Annotated in this window: 14 protein-coding genes and 2 pseudogenes; 3 read left to right on the forward strand and 13 right to left on the reverse strand. The window is 65.9% G+C overall.

Translation table 11 applies throughout. The features are described from left to right. Positions 1-230 precede the first annotated feature (230 nt). The gene (locus AC1KVG_RS19535; RefSeq protein WP_481095484.1) at positions 231-542 is read right to left on the reverse strand and encodes a hypothetical protein; all 312 of its coding nucleotides are present in this window, start codon (positions 540-542) and stop codon (positions 231-233) included. Between the two features lie 245 nt (positions 543-787). Between AC1KVG_RS19535 and AC1KVG_RS19540 the strand changes: the two genes are divergently transcribed. After that, the gene (locus AC1KVG_RS19540) at positions 788-1357 is read left to right on the forward strand and encodes a lipocalin family protein (protein ID WP_104552241.1); all 570 of its coding nucleotides are present in this window, start codon (positions 788-790) and stop codon (positions 1355-1357) included. 78 nt (positions 1358-1435) lie between these two features. Here the strand turns inward: AC1KVG_RS19540 and AC1KVG_RS19545 are convergent, their stop codons facing one another. Next, a complete protein-coding gene (locus AC1KVG_RS19545; protein WP_006451607.1) occupies positions 1436-2401 on the reverse strand; it encodes a helix-turn-helix transcriptional regulator in 966 nt (321 codons plus the stop codon). Between the two features lie 341 nt (positions 2402-2742). Between AC1KVG_RS19545 and AC1KVG_RS19550 the strand changes: the two genes are divergently transcribed. Continuing rightward, positions 2743-3543 carry a DUF481 domain-containing protein gene (locus AC1KVG_RS19550; protein WP_006451606.1) on the forward strand — a complete coding sequence of 267 codons (801 nt, stop codon included), beginning with the start codon at positions 2743-2745 and terminating at the stop codon, positions 3541-3543. 197 nt (positions 3544-3740) lie between these two features. Here AC1KVG_RS19550 and hemC read toward each other — a convergent pair whose 3' ends face one another. The 11 genes and pseudogenes from hemC to AC1KVG_RS19605 all read right to left on the reverse strand — a co-directional run bounded on the left by hemC (position 3741) and on the right by AC1KVG_RS19605 (position 15331). Further along, the gene (gene hemC / locus AC1KVG_RS19555) at positions 3741-4655 is read right to left on the reverse strand and encodes a hydroxymethylbilane synthase (protein WP_176340517.1); all 915 of its coding nucleotides are present in this window, start codon (positions 4653-4655) and stop codon (positions 3741-3743) included. 114 nt (positions 4656-4769) lie between these two features. Further along, positions 4770-5501, reverse strand: a complete 732-nt coding sequence (locus AC1KVG_RS19560) for a LytR/AlgR family response regulator transcription factor (RefSeq protein WP_481095485.1) — start codon at positions 5499-5501, stop codon at positions 4770-4772. Between the two features lie 30 nt (positions 5502-5531). Next, complete coding sequence (locus AC1KVG_RS19565) at positions 5532-6584, reverse strand: sensor histidine kinase (protein WP_481095486.1); 1053 nt, start codon at positions 6582-6584, stop codon at positions 5532-5534. A 4-nt stretch (positions 6585-6588) separates the two neighbouring features. Continuing rightward, entirely contained in the window at positions 6589-7254 is a 666-nt protein-coding gene (locus AC1KVG_RS19570) for an alpha/beta hydrolase (protein ID WP_481095487.1), read from the reverse strand. 182 nt (positions 7255-7436) lie between these two features. After that, positions 7437-9374, reverse strand: coding sequence for a glucans biosynthesis glucosyltransferase MdoH (gene mdoH, locus AC1KVG_RS19575; RefSeq protein WP_168958682.1), 1938 nt, complete (start codon positions 9372-9374; stop codon positions 7437-7439). 328 nt (positions 9375-9702) lie between these two features. Beyond that, positions 9703-9843, reverse strand: a complete 141-nt coding sequence (locus AC1KVG_RS19580; protein WP_183086641.1) for a hypothetical protein — start codon at positions 9841-9843, stop codon at positions 9703-9705. A gap of 138 nt (positions 9844-9981) precedes the next feature. After that, positions 9982-10180 (reverse strand): annotated as a pseudogene (locus AC1KVG_RS19585) (hypothetical protein); the annotation flags it as partial. Positions 10181-10362: 182 nt separating this feature from the next. Beyond that, a pseudogene (locus AC1KVG_RS19590) lies at positions 10363-10569 on the reverse strand (hypothetical protein); the annotation flags it as partial. A gap of 201 nt (positions 10570-10770) precedes the next feature. Continuing rightward, positions 10771-12405, reverse strand: a complete 1635-nt coding sequence (locus AC1KVG_RS19595) for a M28 family metallopeptidase (protein WP_481095522.1) — start codon at positions 12403-12405, stop codon at positions 10771-10773. A gap of 193 nt (positions 12406-12598) precedes the next feature. Continuing rightward, positions 12599-13582, reverse strand: a complete 984-nt coding sequence (locus tag AC1KVG_RS19600; RefSeq protein ID WP_481095488.1) for a GGDEF domain-containing protein — start codon at positions 13580-13582, stop codon at positions 12599-12601. 264 nt (positions 13583-13846) lie between these two features. After that, positions 13847-15331 (reverse strand): SulP family inorganic anion transporter, encoded by a 1485-nt coding sequence (locus AC1KVG_RS19605; RefSeq protein WP_481095489.1) that lies wholly within the window; start codon positions 15329-15331, stop codon positions 13847-13849. A 210-nt stretch (positions 15332-15541) separates the two neighbouring features. Here AC1KVG_RS19605 and AC1KVG_RS19610 point away from each other — a divergent pair, with 210 nt between their 5' ends. Further along, positions 15542-16990: a cellulase family glycosylhydrolase gene (locus tag AC1KVG_RS19610; protein ID WP_481095490.1), complete on the forward strand. Its 1449-nt coding sequence runs from the start codon at positions 15542-15544 to the stop codon at positions 16988-16990. Positions 16991-17044 lie beyond the last annotated feature (54 nt).

Genomic DNA, 17044 nt, shown 5'->3' on the forward strand with positions numbered 1-17044 from the left:
GGTCTTGGCGTTTTGCGCCTTCACCCACTCCAGCGGTTTGGCGCCGGTGACATCTTCCAGCCAGGCGTAGGGATCGTTGGACACGGCGGTTTCCTCTGCAGAGACGGCGCCAGCGGTGATCAGGCCGGCAACCAGGCAGATCGAGGCGAATTTGGACATGAATTTTCCGGGAGAACGAGCGGACGGCCGGACCGTAGCACAGCCCTCCGCCCGCCCGACCCTGCCGAAGGTCAGGCCGCGCGCACCTGTGGCGCGGTTCGCGAAGCGTTGCGTCGGCGCTGCGCCTGTGGCCCGCGCCGACGTGGCGCCGCGCGTCGCGTGCCGTGCCGCAGCAGGGTCGGCAACGCGAACCGGTGCAGGCTCCACCAGGCCAGCATCGGCATGCCGACCAGCCACAGCGGCAGCCAGCCGATCCATTCGCTGTGGCCGCGCGCGGCCGGCCACACCAGCACCAGGGCCAGCCCGGCCAGGGCAATCTGCCGGACCGGGCGCAGCACGCGCGGGTCGGGACGTTCGGAACGAGCGGTAGGACGATGCGACATGGCGGCACTCCGTGGCAGGTAAGGATCACAACAGGCCGGCAGGATTGCCTGCGTCCATCTCACCGACTGCGACCTGGCCGCGGCGCGGCGGAGACGGATGCGATCGCCGCCACCAATCCAGGCGCCTGCGCCTATCGCTCAGGCGGGCAAAACGCAGCCACCGACGCCAGACACGACCGTTGACGCGAACTTGCCCCCTGCATGAGGTAGTGTGCTGACCCAACCGCCCCTTTCGTGATGTTGCGATGCGCCTGACCGTTTCGATCGCCCTCGCTTTCCTGCTCGTCCTCGGCCTGCCCGTGGCGGATGCAAAGGACACACCAACCGACGAACCAGCGGTGGATCTGTCCAAGATCATGGGCACCTGGTATGTGATTGCGCGCATGCCCAACCCGGTGGAACGCGGCCATGTCACCAGCCGCGACGAGTACACCCTGGTCGAAGACGGCAAGGTGGCGGTGCGCTATCTGTATCGCGACGGTTTTGGCGAGCCGGAAAAAGAAGTCAGCGCACGCGCCTCGGTAGACGCAGAGAGCGGCAACCGCGACTGGCGGGTGTGGTTCTACAAGGTCATCCCGGCCAAGCAACGCATCCTGGAAATCGCACCGGACGGTTCCTGGATGCTGATCTCCTACCCCGGCCGCGATCTGGCCTGGATCTTCGCGCGCAAGCCGGACATGAGTCGCGACCAGTACCGCAAGCTGGTCGACAAGATGCGCGACGATTATTCGATCTACACCGACAAGCTCAAACGCGTACCGCAGTTGCGCGAGCAGGTGGACCGTCTGGGCTTTGAAGTGCCCAACAAGCGCTGAGTGCACGCGTAGGACGGTGGTTTCTGCACACCGTCCGCAGCGGCTTGACGCGTGCGCGTTACGTCCTGCGCGCCACGCTCAGTCGTAATTGCTCAATGCCAGCGACAGCAGCGCCTTGGCCTGCTCGCGCAACGACACCGGCTCGACGATTTCCGCATCCGAGCCGTAATGCAGCACGTCCATCAGCAGTTCGCGTGAGTTGCTGTACGGCACTTTGAGCTCGTAACGGCCGTCGGGCAGAAAGCGCCCCTGCTGCTTGGAATGCCAGTGCTCGTCGGCGACCCAGCGCGCGGCCTTCGCACTGAAGGCAATCGTCGCCCAGCCCTTGGGCGCGCCCGAAAAAATGCCGTAGCTGGCCGCCAACTGCTCGTCCAGCTCGCTGTCGGGCACATCGCGCGGCACGGTTTCGAGCAGGCGCGCGTGATTGATGCGGTCCACCGCAAAACTGCGTACGCCGTCGCGGCCGTGATCCCAGGCGTCCAGATACCAGTTGTCGCGGTAATGGGTGATGCGCTGCGGGGAGACGATGCGCTTGGTCGATTCGTCGGTGGAGCGCGCGCGGTAGTCGAAGCTCAGCTGCTTGCGCTCCAGTACGCCCGAGGCCACGGTGCGGAAGCTCGCCTCATCCAGCTTGCGCCCGCGGTGCGGAATCACCCGCACCCGATCCACCGGCCATTGCGACACGCCGGCCTGGGCAGCCAGCAGCCCTTCGATACGTTGCTGCAGCGGCGCCAGCATCGACGACAGCACCCCGCCGCCGGTGCGCGCGAGCAACTGCTGGGACGCCAGCAACGCGTGCAGCTCTTCCGAGCTCAACCACAGGCCAGGCAACTCGAAGCGATCGCTTTCGCCGGACAGATAGCGGAAGCCGGATTCGCCGTCGCCCTCCACCGGCGCCATCAGCGCATCGCGCAGAAAGGCCAGATCGCGATACACGGTTGCGCGGGAACAGCTCAGCTCATCCTGCAGCCGCGCCACTGTTACCGGGTAGCGCGCCGACTTGAGCAAGCGATGCAGGGAGTTGATGCGTTCGTAGCGGTCCATGCGTGGATTATGTCCGAGTCTTTGCGCGGCAGGGTGAGCGCGGATGGGCAGAAGCGACAATGGCGGGCCGACCGCATGCGCAGACCCGCGCAGGGCCGGCCCTTCTGTGGTGTTGCATGGCTCCTGCAAGTGACGCTCGCGATAGTGGCACGCTCGATCGCCGTGCGCCTGAGCGGGGTGCGCCGGCTTGGCCCGATCAGGCCAATCGGGTGCCATCGGGGACGACCGACCGAACCGCCAATGAAGCGCCGCGTTCACCTAGTCATGACGCAGCCGCCCAGTCCGTTATCATGAAATCGCTTCCACCCTCTTTCGCCCCTGCCTTCCAAAGCGAGCCGCCCATGCCCCGCCGTGCCCCGTTGTCTGCCCTGCTGCCGCTGTTGTTGATCACGCCCACTGTCTGGGCCCAGGCAGTCGCACCGGCGCCGGTGGACCCCGCTGCCGCTGTAATGCCGTCGCCGTGGAGCGGGAGCAGTGGCGAGCTCGGCTACGCCGCCGCCCATGGCAACAGCACCACCGACAGCCTCAATGGCCGGGTCCGCTTGCGCTATACCGACGGCGACTGGATCCACAGCCTGGATGCCACCGCGTTGCGCTCTAGCTCCGAGTACACCAACACCAACGACGACGGCAGCACCGAACGCGAGCGCCAGACCACCGCCGAGCGCTACACCGGCAGCGTGGGCAGTGCGTTGCAGCTGGGCGAACACCGCCAGCTCACCGCCACCGGCCGTTACGAACACGACGACTTCGCCACCTACGACCGTCTGGCCACCTTCGGTATCGGCTACGGCACGCGGCTGATCAACGCCGACCGTTTCTATCTGGATGCACAGGTGGGCCCGGGTATCCGCCGCGCGCACAACAGCGACGAAGATCGCAACGAGACCGGCCTGATCGGGCGCGGCCTGTTCGATCTCAAATACACCGTCACCGACAACACCGATCTGATCAACACGCTGCTGGTGGAATCGGGCGAATACAACACTTATGCGCAGAACGATTTCGGCGTGCAGGTCAGCATGAACTCGCACTTCGCGCTCAAGGCCGCGTGGCAGATGCGCCACAACAGCGAGGTCAGCGAAGGCGACAAGAAGACCGACACGCTGACCACGGTCAACCTGGTCTACACGTTCAAGTAAGCGACCGCGAAGGTAGGAGCGGCCTTGGCCGCGAGGGTTTTACCGGTAAAGCCTCTCGCGGCCAGGGCCGCTCCTACTAGGAGGAGGCGTTGCGTGAGAGCGGGCATTGCGTGCGTGGTGGCGACTTTGGAGCCTGCGCCGGAGTCGATGCAGGCCGCGTTACAGCTCAACGCTTGCGGCGCGGGTTGCCGGCCGCGTTAGAGCTCCGCCAACAACTGCGCGGCACCCTTGTCGAACAGGCCTTGCGCGACCAGGCGGCCGAGTGCTTCGGTGTCCTCGGCGCTGCCGTGCGCCTCGGCGTGGATCAGGCGTCCGTCGCTGGCGCTGCCGACCATGCCCTGCAGAAATAATCCGTCGCCGTCCCAGCGCGCAAACGCGGCCACCGGCACATGGCAGCTGCCATGCAATGCACGATTCATCGCCCGCTCGGCTTCCACGCAGGCGCGGGTGCGGCCGGCATCCAGCACCGCCAGCAGGCCATGGATGTGCGCATCGTCGCCACGGCATTCCACCGCCACTGCACCCTGGGCAGGTGCCGGCAACCACTCCGGCACGTCCAGCCGTGCGGTGATGCGCGCATCGAACCCGAGCCGCTGCAAACCGGCGCAGGCCAGCACGATGGCGTCGTAACCGCCGTTATCGAGTTTGGCCAGGCGGGTGTTGACGTTGCCGCGCAGGTCGATCAGTTCCAGATCCGGGCGCGCGGCGCGCAACTGCGCCTGGCGACGCAGCGACGACGTTCCCACCCGCGCACCAAGCGGCAATGCGTGTAGCGTGGCGTAGAGGTTGGACACCAGCGCATCGGCCGCATCGCCACGCTCCATGATCGCCGGCAGCACGAACGGCGCGTCCAGTTCCATTGGTACGTCCTTGAGCGAATGCACCGCGCAATCGGCCTCGCCGCGCAGCATCGCCAGCTCCAGTTCCTTCAGGAACAGGCCCTTGCCGCCGATCGCGGCCAGCGAGCGGTCCAGCACTTCGTCGCCGCGGGTGCTCATCGGCACCAGCACGACCTCCAGCCCGGGATGGTGCTGACGCAGCGCGGTGGCGACGTGTTCGCTCTGCCAAAGGGCGAGCGGGCTCTTGCGGGTGGCGATGCGGAGCGTGGTCATCCCGCCATTATCCCGGAGCGGGCGCGTAACGCCTACCTGAAGCGCAAGCGGGCACCACGCGGCACCCGCGTCGCTGACAGCCAACGGAGCTCATCACACGCGGCATGACGCGCCCTAACGCAATTGCTCGCGCAGGCTGGCCACGCAGCGGCGGCTCACTTCCAGGGGTTGCGGCACATTGCGCAGCACTGCGTGCATCTGGCCATCGCCGCTGCGGCGTAGTTCCACCAGCTCGGCGCGCGCGACCAGGCAATTACGGTGGATGCGCACCAGGCGGTCGGCGAATTCGTCTTCCAGCGATTTGAGCGACTCTTCGATCAGGTCCTCGCCACGGGTGTGGTGGACGATGACGTACTTCTCTTCGGCCTGCAGATAGCGGATGTCGCCGATGGCGATCAGCCGCAGACTGCCGCGCAGACGAGCACACAAATGCGTGCGTAGCGGTGGCGGGGTGGCGCTGGGCGCGCGCCCGGCCAGAAAGGTGGCCACTTTTTCCAGTGCGGCGGCCAGACGTTCCGGGCGCACCGGCTTCATCAGGTAATCCAGTGCCGCGGCGTCGAAGGCCGACAGCGCGTGCTGGTCGTAGGCGGTGCAGAACACCACCGCTGGCGGTTGCTGGCCTTGGCGCAGCAGGCGCGCGGTTTCCAGGCCGTCGACGCCGGGCATGGCGATGTCCAGCAGCACCAGATCCGGATGCAGGTGCTGGCATTGCTGCAGCACCTGCTGGCCGTTTTCGGCCTCGCCGATCACCTCGACGTGCGGATGTTCGCCCAGCAGCATGCGCAGGCGCTCGCGCGCCAGCGGCTCGTCATCGGCGATCAGCACCCGCACTTGCGTGGCCGTCATGGACTCCCCCTCGCTGCCGTGACTTTCCCCTCACGGCAGCGGCAATGTGATCTCACAGGCATAGTAGCCCTCAGCCCAGCTGGCCGCCATCCGTGCCCCGGCCCCGAACTGAAACGCCAGCCGGTGCGAGATGCTGGCCTGGGCGTGCCCGGCGCCGGCAAGCAGCGGCAACTGCGTACCCGGTTGCGGGGCCGGATTGACGATGCGGATCTGCAACTGGTTGCCGCGCTGGCGCAACGACAGGTACAGCGTGCCGCCCTCGGGCAGGCGCGAAATTCCGTGCAATACCGCGTTTTCCACCAGCGGCTGCAGCACCAGGCGCGGCATCGGCAATTCCCACGGCAAGGGTTCCTGGCGATGCCAGCGCACCTGCAGGCGTTCGCCCAGGCGCAGCGATTCGATCGCCAGATAGCGCTCGGCCAGTTCGCATTCGGCGCGCAAGGTGGACAGGCCTTCGCCGGCACCGAGCGCGGCACGGAACAGATCCGACAGATCCAGCACCGCCTGCTCAGCCACCACCGGGTCGCGCCGCAACAGGCTGGCGATCAGATTCATGCTGTTGAACAGAAAATGCGGGCGGATGCGCGCCTGCAAGGCATCGGCCTGCGCGCGCGCATTGGCCTGCATCTGCGCTTCCCAGCGGTCGCTGACATAGAAATAGCGCAACGCCAGCGCGGTGATCAGCACCACCGTGGCGGCACTACCGAGGGTGAACCGCCAGAAGCCGACCAACGGCCCCAACGGCGCCTGCCCGAGTACCGCATACAGGCCGTGCACGATACCGGCGCCGAGCATCGCCACGACGGCGGCGATCGATAACGCAGTCAAGCCGCCCAGCTTGGGCGGCAGCCGCGACAGGCTTGGCCGCAAGACGCATAGCAGCACGGTGACGGCCAGCGCCAACCACAACGCCAGACCGCTGGCCGACACAAAACGCGACAGCGTGATGCTGCGCGCCGCGCCGGCATCGGGCACCAGCGTCACCACCAGCACCACCAGTTCGGCCAGCCCCAGCATCGCGCCCAATCGTGGCAGCCGGCACAGGTCCGGCATCCAGGCGATCTGTGGCGCGCGCGGGGCCATGCACTCAGGCGGCGGTGAAGCGCGCCTGCATCCAGTTGCGCAGCGCCTCGATCTCTTCCAGGCAGACCTGATGGCCCATCGGGTAGGTGTGCCATTCCAGTTCAAAGCCGAGCGTGCGCAAGGTCTGTGCGCTCTGATCGCCGGCACCGAACGGCACCACCGGGTCGGCGCTGCCATGCGCCATGAACACCGGTTGGCGAGTGGCAGCCGGCTGCAACTGGCTGGCGGCGGCCGTCGGGTCGGGCAGATAGGTCGACAGGGCGATCAGCCCGGCCAGCGCAACGCTGCGCTGCAGACCGACCGCCAGGGTCACTGCACCGCCCTGCGAAAAGCCGGCCAGCAGGATGCGCTCGGGCGCAATGCCGCGGGTCTGCTCATAGGCGATCAATGCCTCGATCTGGGCCACCGATTCGGCAATGCCGGCCTTGTCGGCACGATGTGCGAAATCCATGCCGACGATGTCGTACCAGCCGCGCATGCGCACGCCGTTATTGATGGTGATCGGGCGGATTGGCGCGTGCGGGAACACGAAGCGCAGCGCCGGCCAGTGCGGGCGCACCAGTTCCGGCACCATCGGGGCGAAGTCGCTGCCATCGGCACCCAGGCCGTGCAGCCACAGCACGGTCCACTGCGGGTTCGGTCCGGTCTCGCGTTCGATCACTTCCAACATCGTCCAGCTCCGCTTGCGGGCTGGGCATTATGCCTTGCGAAATCGGCCGGGCCGATCACGTCTTGACCGGGCCATGCGTGCCGATTGCTGTCTGCAGGCGTGGGCGGCCTGCTTGCTGCAGCTTGCTCAGCGCGACATGCGTGGCGTGATATGCGCCGATCGCCGCGCGCAACGTGCCGCGCTCAGATCAGCGAGGGCTCCAGCGCGGCGGCGCGGCGCAGTTCGGCCGCACGCACCAGCACCTTGGGCGGGTCGAGTTCTTCAGGTATGCAGAAGATGCCAGCACGCCGCAGACCCAGGCCGGTGCGGCGCAACGAGGTCAGTGCCACCACTGGAATGGACAAGGCCATACCGATGATCACCGGCGCCATCCAGGCCGCCAGCGACGGCGAGACCACATAGGCCATCGAGCCCATGAACAGGCCGAAGATGGTCAGCCCGCCGTAGCTGCGCAGCAGCGCCGGCCACGCCAGCTTGCCGTCGTCGCGCACCTGTGCATCCCAACCCGAATCCTTGCCGGCCAGCACTTCGAACACGCCGCGCGACTGCAGATACATCACCACCGGCGCCATCAGGGCCGCCAACACGGTTTCCAGCAGGATGCTCAGCATGGCGCGAAACGCACCGCCACAGGCACGCAGTTCGCGCGGGTTGAGCAGCAGTGCGATATAGCCCAGCAGCTTGGGTGCGAGCAGCACGAACATGGTGCAGGCGAAGATCCAGATCGCGTTGCCTTCGCTGCTGCCGTGCCAATAGCGCGCCGGCGAGAACGGCAGGCCCTGGGCCAGGTCGATGCCGGCCCCGGCCAGCGGAATACCGATGCCGATCAGCATCAACATGCCCCACATCGGCGCGGTGAAGTAATGCCCGATGCCGATCATCATGTGCATGCGGCTGATCCAGTGCAGACCCTTGGCGCCGACGACCTTGGCATGCTGCAGGTTGCCCTGGCACCAGCGACGGTCGCGGATCAGCAGGTCAGTCAGCGTAGGCGGGCCTTCTTCGTAGCTGCCCTGCAGGTACGGCACCATGTGCATGGCCCAGCCGCCGCGCCGCATCAGCGCCGCTTCGACAAAATCGTGGCTGAGCACATGCCCGCCGAACGGCTTGCGCCCGCGCAGCGCCGGCAGGCCGGCGTGATCGGCAAAGGCCTGGGTGCGGATGATGGCGTTGTGGCCCCAGTAATTGCTCTCGGCGCCATGCCACCAGGCTACGCCAAAGGCGATGATCGGCCCATAGACGCGGCCACCGAACTGCTGCATGCGGGCAAACAGGGTCTGCCCGTTGACCACCGCCGGCAGGGTCTGGATCAGCCCAACGTCCGGGTTGTTTTCCATGCCGGCGACCAGCCGCACGATGGTGTCGCCGGTCATCACGCTGTCGGCGTCCAGGATCAGCATCTGCGGGTAGCTGCCGCCGAAACGACGCACCCAGTCGGCCACGTTACCGGCCTTGCGCGCGGCGTTGTCGGCGCGGCGGCGGTAGAAGATGCGCCCATGCCCGTCGACGCGATCGCACAGCTCGTTGTAGACCAGTTCTTCGGCAGCGCCGATGTGTTCGCGGGTGGTGTCGCTGAGCACGAAGAAGTCGAAATGTTCCAGCTGGCCGGTCTCGGCCACCGATTCGTAAATCGCCTGCAGGCCGGCCAGCAGCCGGCGTGGGTCTTCGTTGTAGGTGGGCATCAGCAACGCAGTGCGCGTGTGCAATGTCGGCAACGGTGCATCCGGGTCGATGCCGAGCTTGCGTCCGGCGCGCGCTACCACGGTGACAAAGCCGGCCACCGCGCTGGCGAAGGACATCGCGATCCAGGCAAACAACAGTATGAACAGCCCGAGCAGGCAGCCTTCCAGCACGCTGATGCCGCCGGGCCACAGCACGCTGAGCATCACCCACACCGCCACGGCAGTGGTGGCAAAGGTGCCGCCGATCAGATAGAAACGCCGCACGCCGATACCGACCGGCGCAGTACGCTGATGCGGCACCTGCAGGCTGCCTTTGCGCAGGTCTTGTTCGGGCATCGCCAGCGGCGCTTCGGGCGGCAGCGTGGGCTGGCCGGCGTCGAGGACGGAGATGGAGGGAAATTCGGTAGGTGCGGGAGAAGAAGTCACAATGCCGTCCATCAAGGCTGCCCGTCGCGCGAAGGCGACAGCGCGAGCTGAAACGGGAGATCCATCCCCGCTATGTAAAATGCCGTTGCCACACGCACCGTGTCGTGGGCGAGCCCGACGGTGTGCGACCACGTCGCAGGTTTGGCAGCTCTAAGACCACTCCGATGCACAAGCTCTCCTGGCTGCAACTTCACGTCGCGGCTCATCCTAAAGAATCGATCGTTAAGGAAGCGAAGGCCGCTTTCTGTCGTCTTCGCCCCACCCGACGAGGACAGCGCGGCAGACTACGCCGCAGCGACCGAACACAACCCCAACAGATTGCAGCCTGACGCGCGCGCTGTCACGGGCGGCGAACCACGCTGTCATGTAAGACAACTGCAAGTGATGTGCCAGGAAGTGCAATCGGTTGCATCGCCGGCGTGCTGACGCTGGCGATCGCGTCGATGACGGTGACCGGAACTGAAGGCAGCGTGCGCGTCATGGTGTATCGGAATCAGCGATGTGGGTCCTGCACCAACTTCAATGCAGGCCACAAACGGTGCGTTCCGCGCAAGCTCATCACTTCAAGACAACCAGGATTTCGAGTCGTTGCATCGTTTAGGTGCGATCAAAAGCTTGGTTAGTCGAGGGCGCGGTGCCCTCGCCGCTCGCGGGACACGCCGTGAATCCGTCCGTGGAGGCTCGGTGGCGGCATCCATGCCGCCACACGGTCCCGCAATCGGCGAGGACACCGCACCAGAGAGTAAATCGGTTGCTTTGTTGAAAACATGCACAGCGACCATCTCGACTGGTCCTTGTCCGCCCACCGTCGCGGGACCTTACGCGGCATGGATGCCGCGTAAGAGCCTACACGGACGTACTTGCGGCGTGTCCCGCGATGGTGGGCGGGCAAGGACCCTGCAGCGGAGTCACAGATCAACCGCTCTGTAACTGATCTATCCGCACTCTCCATGCGTTCAAGACAACCGAGATTTCGAGTCTTAGCATCGTTTAGATGCGATCAAAAGCTTGGTGAGTCGAGCGCGCAGTGCCCTCGCCGCTCGCGGGACACGCCGCAAGTACGTCCATGTAGGCTCGGTGGCGGCATCCATGCCGCCACACGGTCCCGCAAGCGGCGAGGACACCGCACCAGACAGGTTGCTGGTTGCTTGAAAACATGCACAGCGACCATCTCGACTGGTCCTTGCCCGCCCACCGTCGCGGGACCTTACGCGGCATGGATGCCGCGTAAGAGCCTACACGGACGTACTTGCGGCGTGTCCCGCGATGGTGGGCGGGCAAGGACCCTGCAGCCAAGCCGAAGATCTGCCGCTCTACGACTGACAGAAACGCAGCTAGTCGAGGGCTCGGCACCCTCACCAGAACGTTAGTCGGTCACTGGCTGAAACGCTGTCCGTCAAACACCCTCTTACTTGCGTGCCGCCTCGCTGGCATCGCGGGTGGCGCGGAACTCCGAATCGCTGCTCCAGTTCGGCCACTGGCGCGAATCGGCCAGTTGCTGGCCCAGCGCGTACAGCACGCCCAGATCGCGCGCCGCACCGGCGAAGGTCCAGTCCGGCTTCCACTCGTCGCCCTGCTGGTGATAGCGCTTGGCGGTGTAGTCGTCGGAGGCGGCCTTGCCTGCGGCTACGCCGCCCACTTCCCAGTCCTGCCCGGAGGCATACGACAGCGCCGGCACGCCGCGCTTGGCGAAGGAGAAATGATCGGAGCGGAAGAAATACCCCGCCTGCGGCTTGGGATCGGGCGTGTAGCGCAGCTTCCACTGGCCGGCCACGCTCTTGAGCTGATCGAGCAATTCCAGCTTGGCGGTGCCGTAGATGCCGAAATCGCGCGCGGGCACGAACGGGTTCATGCCGTCCATGTTGATCACCGCCACCGTGGTGTCCAGCGGGTACAACGGCTTGGATGCGTAGAACTCCGAGCCCAGCAAGCCCTTTTCTTCGGCGGTCACCGCCAGGAATACCACCGAGCGCTCCGGCTTGGGCCCCGCGGCAAAACCGCGTGCCAGTTCCAGCAACGCCGCAGTGCCGCTGGCGTTATCCAGCGCACCGTTGAAGATGGTGTCGCCACGCGCATCCGGCTTGCCCACGCCGATATGGTCCCAATGCGCGCTGTAGATCAGCGTCTCGTCGGGGCGTTTGCTGCCTTCCAGGCGCGCGACCACGTTGTGCGAGGTGATCACGTCGGACTTGACCTGGTAGCTGGCGCTCAGGCTCTGGCCCTTGAGCTCGACCGGCTTGAAGCCGCGCGTCTGCGCCTGCTTCTTCAAGGCGTCGAAATCCAGCCCGGCATGCTTGAACAACTCGCTGGCCAGATCGCGCTGGATCCAGCCTTCCAGGGTGGGATGGGCGCTGCGCGGGTTGTCGCGCACTACATCGAACATGGTGTTGGTGTTGGAGCTGGCCACCGTGTCCCAGCCGTAAGAGGCCGGCGCGGTTTCGTGCACCACCAGCACGCCGAGTGCGCCCTGGCGCGCGCCTTCTTCGTACTTGTAGGTCCAGCGGCCGTAGTAGGTCATGCCGGCACCGTCGAAGGCGCCCTTGCCGGTTTCGAAATCCGGGTCGTTGATCAGCACCACCGCGATCTTGCCCTTCAGATCCACGCCCTTGAAGTCGTCCCAGTCGCGCTCCGGCGCCTTGACCCCGTAGCCGACGAACACCAGCGGTGCGTTGGCGATGTCGACGGTGGACGAACCATCCAGCGCAGCGCGGATGGCGATCTGCTTGCCCTGGGTCAGGGTTTGCGGCTTGCCGGCATTCTGCAAAGCAATAGTCGGTGCGCCAACGATATCGGCGCGCCGCAGCGGCACCGCCTGGGTCCACGCGCGCTTGCCGTTGGCGAGATCACCGCCCGGCTGCAGGCCGGCGGCAGCAAACTGCTTGCTCAGGTAGGCGATGGTCTTTTCTTCACCGGCGGTAGCCGGGCCGCGGCCTTCGTAGGCATCGGAGGCCAGTTCCTTGACGTCGCGCGAGATGCGCGCGCCATCGAAGGTGGGGGTCGCTGCCATGACTGCAGTCGAGACCGCCATGGCCAGCATTCCCATCACAAGTCGCTCGATCACGGCTCGCTTCGTCACAACTTGCTTCATCACAGCTCGCTTCACTGCAGCACCCAGGTGTTGTCCAGACAGCCCTGGAGTGTAGCCACTGCGGCGTTTGACCGGGTGTGTGCATCGGCAGTGCGGCTGCATCACGCCGCGCGGTATTTACTGGGTTGCCGCCCATGGACGACGCAACTCAGAACAGATCGACGCTGCCCACCTGCTGGGTGAGATGCTGCATCTGCCCGCTGGCGACCAACTCTGCGTAGACCTCGGCACGGTTGCGGCCGTGCTGCTTGGCCCAATACAGCGCCTTGTCGGCCTCGTCCATCATCTGGCTGATCAAGCGGCCATGGGTCAATTCGACGATGCCGGTGCTGAGCGTGACCTTGCCCACTTGCGGGAAGGCGTACTCGGCCACTGCCAGCCGGAAGCGCTCGAACAGGCTCACCGCCGTATCGCGATCCACCCCGCGCAGCACGATCACGAACTCCTCGCCGCCAAAGCGGAACAGCAGGTCGTCCTGACGGAACGCGCGCTGCATCAGCTGGGCAACCAGCAGCAACACCTCGTCACCGTACAGATGGCCGAAGCTGTCGTTGACGCGCTTGAAGTGATCAATGTCCACGATCCCCAGCCACACGCTTTCGCCTGCCGACGCATCCGCCGCAGCGCCTGCGAACAAGCGCAGGATCACATCGTCGAAGGTCTTGCGGTTACGCAGCCCGGTCAGCGCGTCGCGCTGGGCATCGTCGAGCAGGCTGCGGTAATTCTGGAAAAAACGCGCAAAGCCCTGCAGCATCGCCTGCTCGGCGGTGCCGGGAACGCGCGAACCACCCACGCGCAGGCACGTGCGGATGCCGCGCGCTTCCATCATCGGGTAGACCAGCAGTGCACGGCCGTCTTCCTCCAGCTGCACCACATCGCCCGCCCCGCGTGCGTCGGCGAGCTGCGCACGCAGTTGCGCGTCGCGGATCTCGGCCACCGTCAACGACAGCCGGCCGTCCTCGCGCAGCCGGGTTTCGGCCATGGTGCGGCCATCCGGCGCGATGCGCAGCAGCGAGAGTTCTTCAGCTGCACAGACCTCGCGCACGGTGCGCAGCAGGCTCAGATCGAGCAGATCGGCGTCGCGAATGGCGGTCAGGTCCACCATCCGTTCCAGCAACGGTTCGTTGGTCATCGCCGCGCCATCCCGTGCACGGACGCCCGCCCGCAGCACCGCTGGCGGCACGCAGGCAGACATCTCGGGCTGGAACGCACTGGCATCACGACGATCACCGGCAATCTTTGATGTCGGTTCATCGGCGCTATTCAGGCGAACTTGAGGTCGCTGCCCGGCCACGCTCAGCCTGCGGCCAGCCAGCCCGGGAGCCGGGTGCATGTCGGCCGCCTGCGTGTCGGCCATGTGCAGCCAGGCCGAATGCGCCCACCCGCCCTGCCGTGCTCAGGGCAGCGAAGATTCCAGCGCGTCTTCGCCCAGCGCGTGCGCCTGCATCAGCCGCCGGCTGCTGGCGTTCAAGCCTGTGACCTGCACCTCCAGGCCATGGTGACGCAGCCGCTGCACCACCTTGTCCAGCGCCGCCACTGCGGTGATATCCCAGAAATGCGCGCGGCTCACATCGATCAGCACCGTGCGGCCGGGGACCTGGCGTGCGTCGAAGGCATCGATAAACACGTCGGCCGAGGCGAAGAACACCTGCCCGCGCACGCTGTAGGTGCGCACGCCATCGGCGTCGCTATGGGCGATCTGCAGCAGCCCGGCCACCTTGAAGGTGAAGAACACCCCGCTCAACACCACGCCCACGGCTACACCCGCAGCGAGGTTATGGGTGAGCAAGGTCACCGCCACGGTGGCCAGCATCACCACGCTGGAGGTGCGCGGATGGGTCACCACGGTGCGCAACGAGCGCCAATCGAAGGTCTCCGCCGAGACCATCACCATGATCGCCACCAACGCCACCACTGGCACCTGCGACACCCACGGCTTGAGCGCCACAATCAGGATCAGCAGAAACACGCCGGCAAACAACGTCGACAAGCGCCCACGCCCGCCGTATTTCACGTTGCCCACGGTCTGCCCGATCATGCCGCAGCCGGCAATGCCGCCGAACAGGCTGGCGGCCGCATTGGCGATGCCCAGCCCGGTGCATTCGCGGTTCTTGTCGCTGGGTGTGTCGGTAAGTTCGTCGACCACGCGCGCAGTCATCAGCGATTCGAGCAGGCCTACCATGGCGATGGCCAAGGCCGGCAAGGCGATGATGCGCAAGGTTTCCAGCGTCAACGGCACCGACGGCCATTGCAGGAACGGCAGCGCGTTCGGCAGCTTGCCCAGATCCGCCACGGTCTTCAGCGGCAGATGCAAGGCTGTGCTTGCAACCGTCAGCAGCAGGATGCACAGCAACGGCGAGGGAATCGCCGAGACACCCGGCAGGCGCAGCCGCGGCAGGCCGTAGATGATCGCCAGGCCCACGCCCAACATCACCCAGGTAGTCAGATTGGCGCCATGCAGATGCGGCAGCTGCGCGGCGAAGATCAGCACCGCCAACGCATTGACGAAACCGGTGCGCACCGAGCTGCTGACAAAGCGCATCAGCACGCCCAGCCGCAGCAAGCCGAACAGGATCTGCACCGCACCGGCGAGCAGCCCGGCCGCCAGCAGATACGGCAACCCGTGCGTGGCCACCAGCGGTGCGGCCACCAGCGCCACCGAGCCGGCCGCAGCAGAAATCATCGCCGGGCGTCCACCGCAAAACGCAATCACGATACCGATGACGAACGAGGCGAACAGGCCGACCTGCGGGTCCACGCCGGCCACGAACGCGAACGCGATCACTTCGGGAATCAGGGCAAATGTTGCGACCGCACCGGCCATGAGTTCGCGCGCGGGTGAGGCGCGCCATTGCGCCAGTTCGGCACGCAAGAAGGACATTGGAAGACACTCCGGGGACAGAAAGGACAGCCTGCGGACACTGCGCAGCGGCAATAGTGTGCGGGAAAGCGACCCCGCCCGCAGCCTGCGCGTGATCGGTGCGGCAATGCGCTTTTCTGTGGCTGGGGTCACGCTACATAAAACGGCCGCGGACCAAGATGCCCCCCTCACCGCACCCGGGTGTCGGGTCGGTTTCCCAGGGAGATCACCATGTCCATTTTCAGGGCTGCAAGCACGCTCGCACTGGCTACGGCGTTGGCGCTGGCCGCCGCACCGGCCTTCAGCTATTCCATCAGCAACAACAAGGTTGTCGACGACAACGGCAAGGTGGTCCAGCTCAAGGGCGTCAACGTGTTCGGTTTCGAGACCGGCAACCATGTCATCCATGGTCTGTGGGCGCGCAACTGGAAGGACATGATCATCCAGATACAGGGCCTGGGCTTCAACGCCGTGCGCCTGCCGTTCTGCCCGGCCACGCTGCGTGCCACCACCATGCCCAGCAGCATCGACTATGGCCGTAATCCCGATCTGCAGGGCCTGAGCTCGCTGCAGATCCTCGACAAGGTGATCAACGAATTCAACGCCCGCGGCATCTACGTGCTGCTGGATCATCACACGCCCGATTGCGGCGCCATTTCCGAGCTCTGGTACACCAGTTCCTATTCCGAAGCGCAGTGGCTGGACGACCTGCGCTTTGTGGCCAACCGCTACAAGAACGTGCCCAGCGTGATCGGTGTGGATCTGAAGAACGAACCGCACGGCGCCGCCACCTGGGGCACCGGCAACGCGGCCACCGACTGGAACAAGGCCGCCGAGCGCGGTTCGGCCGCGGTGCTGGCCGTGGCGCCCAAGTGGATCATTGCGGTGGAAGGCATCACCGACAATCCGGTGTGCTCGACCAATGGCGGCATCTTCTGGGGCGGCAATCTGCAGCCGCTGGCCTGCACGCCGTTGAACATTCCGGCCAACCGCCTGCTGCTGGCACCGCATGTGTACGGGCCGGACGTGTTCGTGCAGTCGTACTTCAACGACAGCAACTTCCCCAACAACATGCCCGCGATCTGGGAGCGTCACTTCGGCCAGTTCGCCGGCACCCATGCGCTGCTGCTGGGCGAATTCGGCGGCAAGTACGGCGAAGGCGATGCGCGCGACAAGGTGTGGCAGGACGCACTGGTGAAGTACCTGCGCAGCAAGGGCATTAACGAAGGTTTCTACTGGTCGTGGAATCCCAACAGCGGCGACACCGGCGGCATCCTGCGCGACGACTGGACCAGCGTGCGCGAAGACAAGATGACCTTGTTGCGCACGCTGTGGGGCACGGTGAGCAGCACCACGCCGACACCGACGCCGACCCCCACACCGACTCCCACGCCAACCCCGACGCCCACTCCCACACCGACCCCCACTGGCAGCTTCAGCACCAAGGTGATCGTGGACAGCAGCTGGAGCGGCGGCTCCTGCAATCGCGTGCAGGTCACCAACACCGGCACCGGTAGCGGCACCTGGGCGATCTCGCTGCCGGTCAGCGGCACCGTCAACAATGCCTGGAATGTCACCTGGTCGCAGAGCGGCAGCACGCTCAGGGCCAGCGGCGTGGACTTCAATCGCACCCTGGCAGCCGGTGCAACCGCTGAATTCGGTTTCTGCGCGGCCAGCTGAGTGCGGTGAGGCGGGCACGCCGCGCGTGTCCGCCGTTGCGCTACGTGCTGCGGG

The sequence above is a fragment of the Xanthomonas sp. NCPPB 3959 genome (assembly GCF_056675575.1).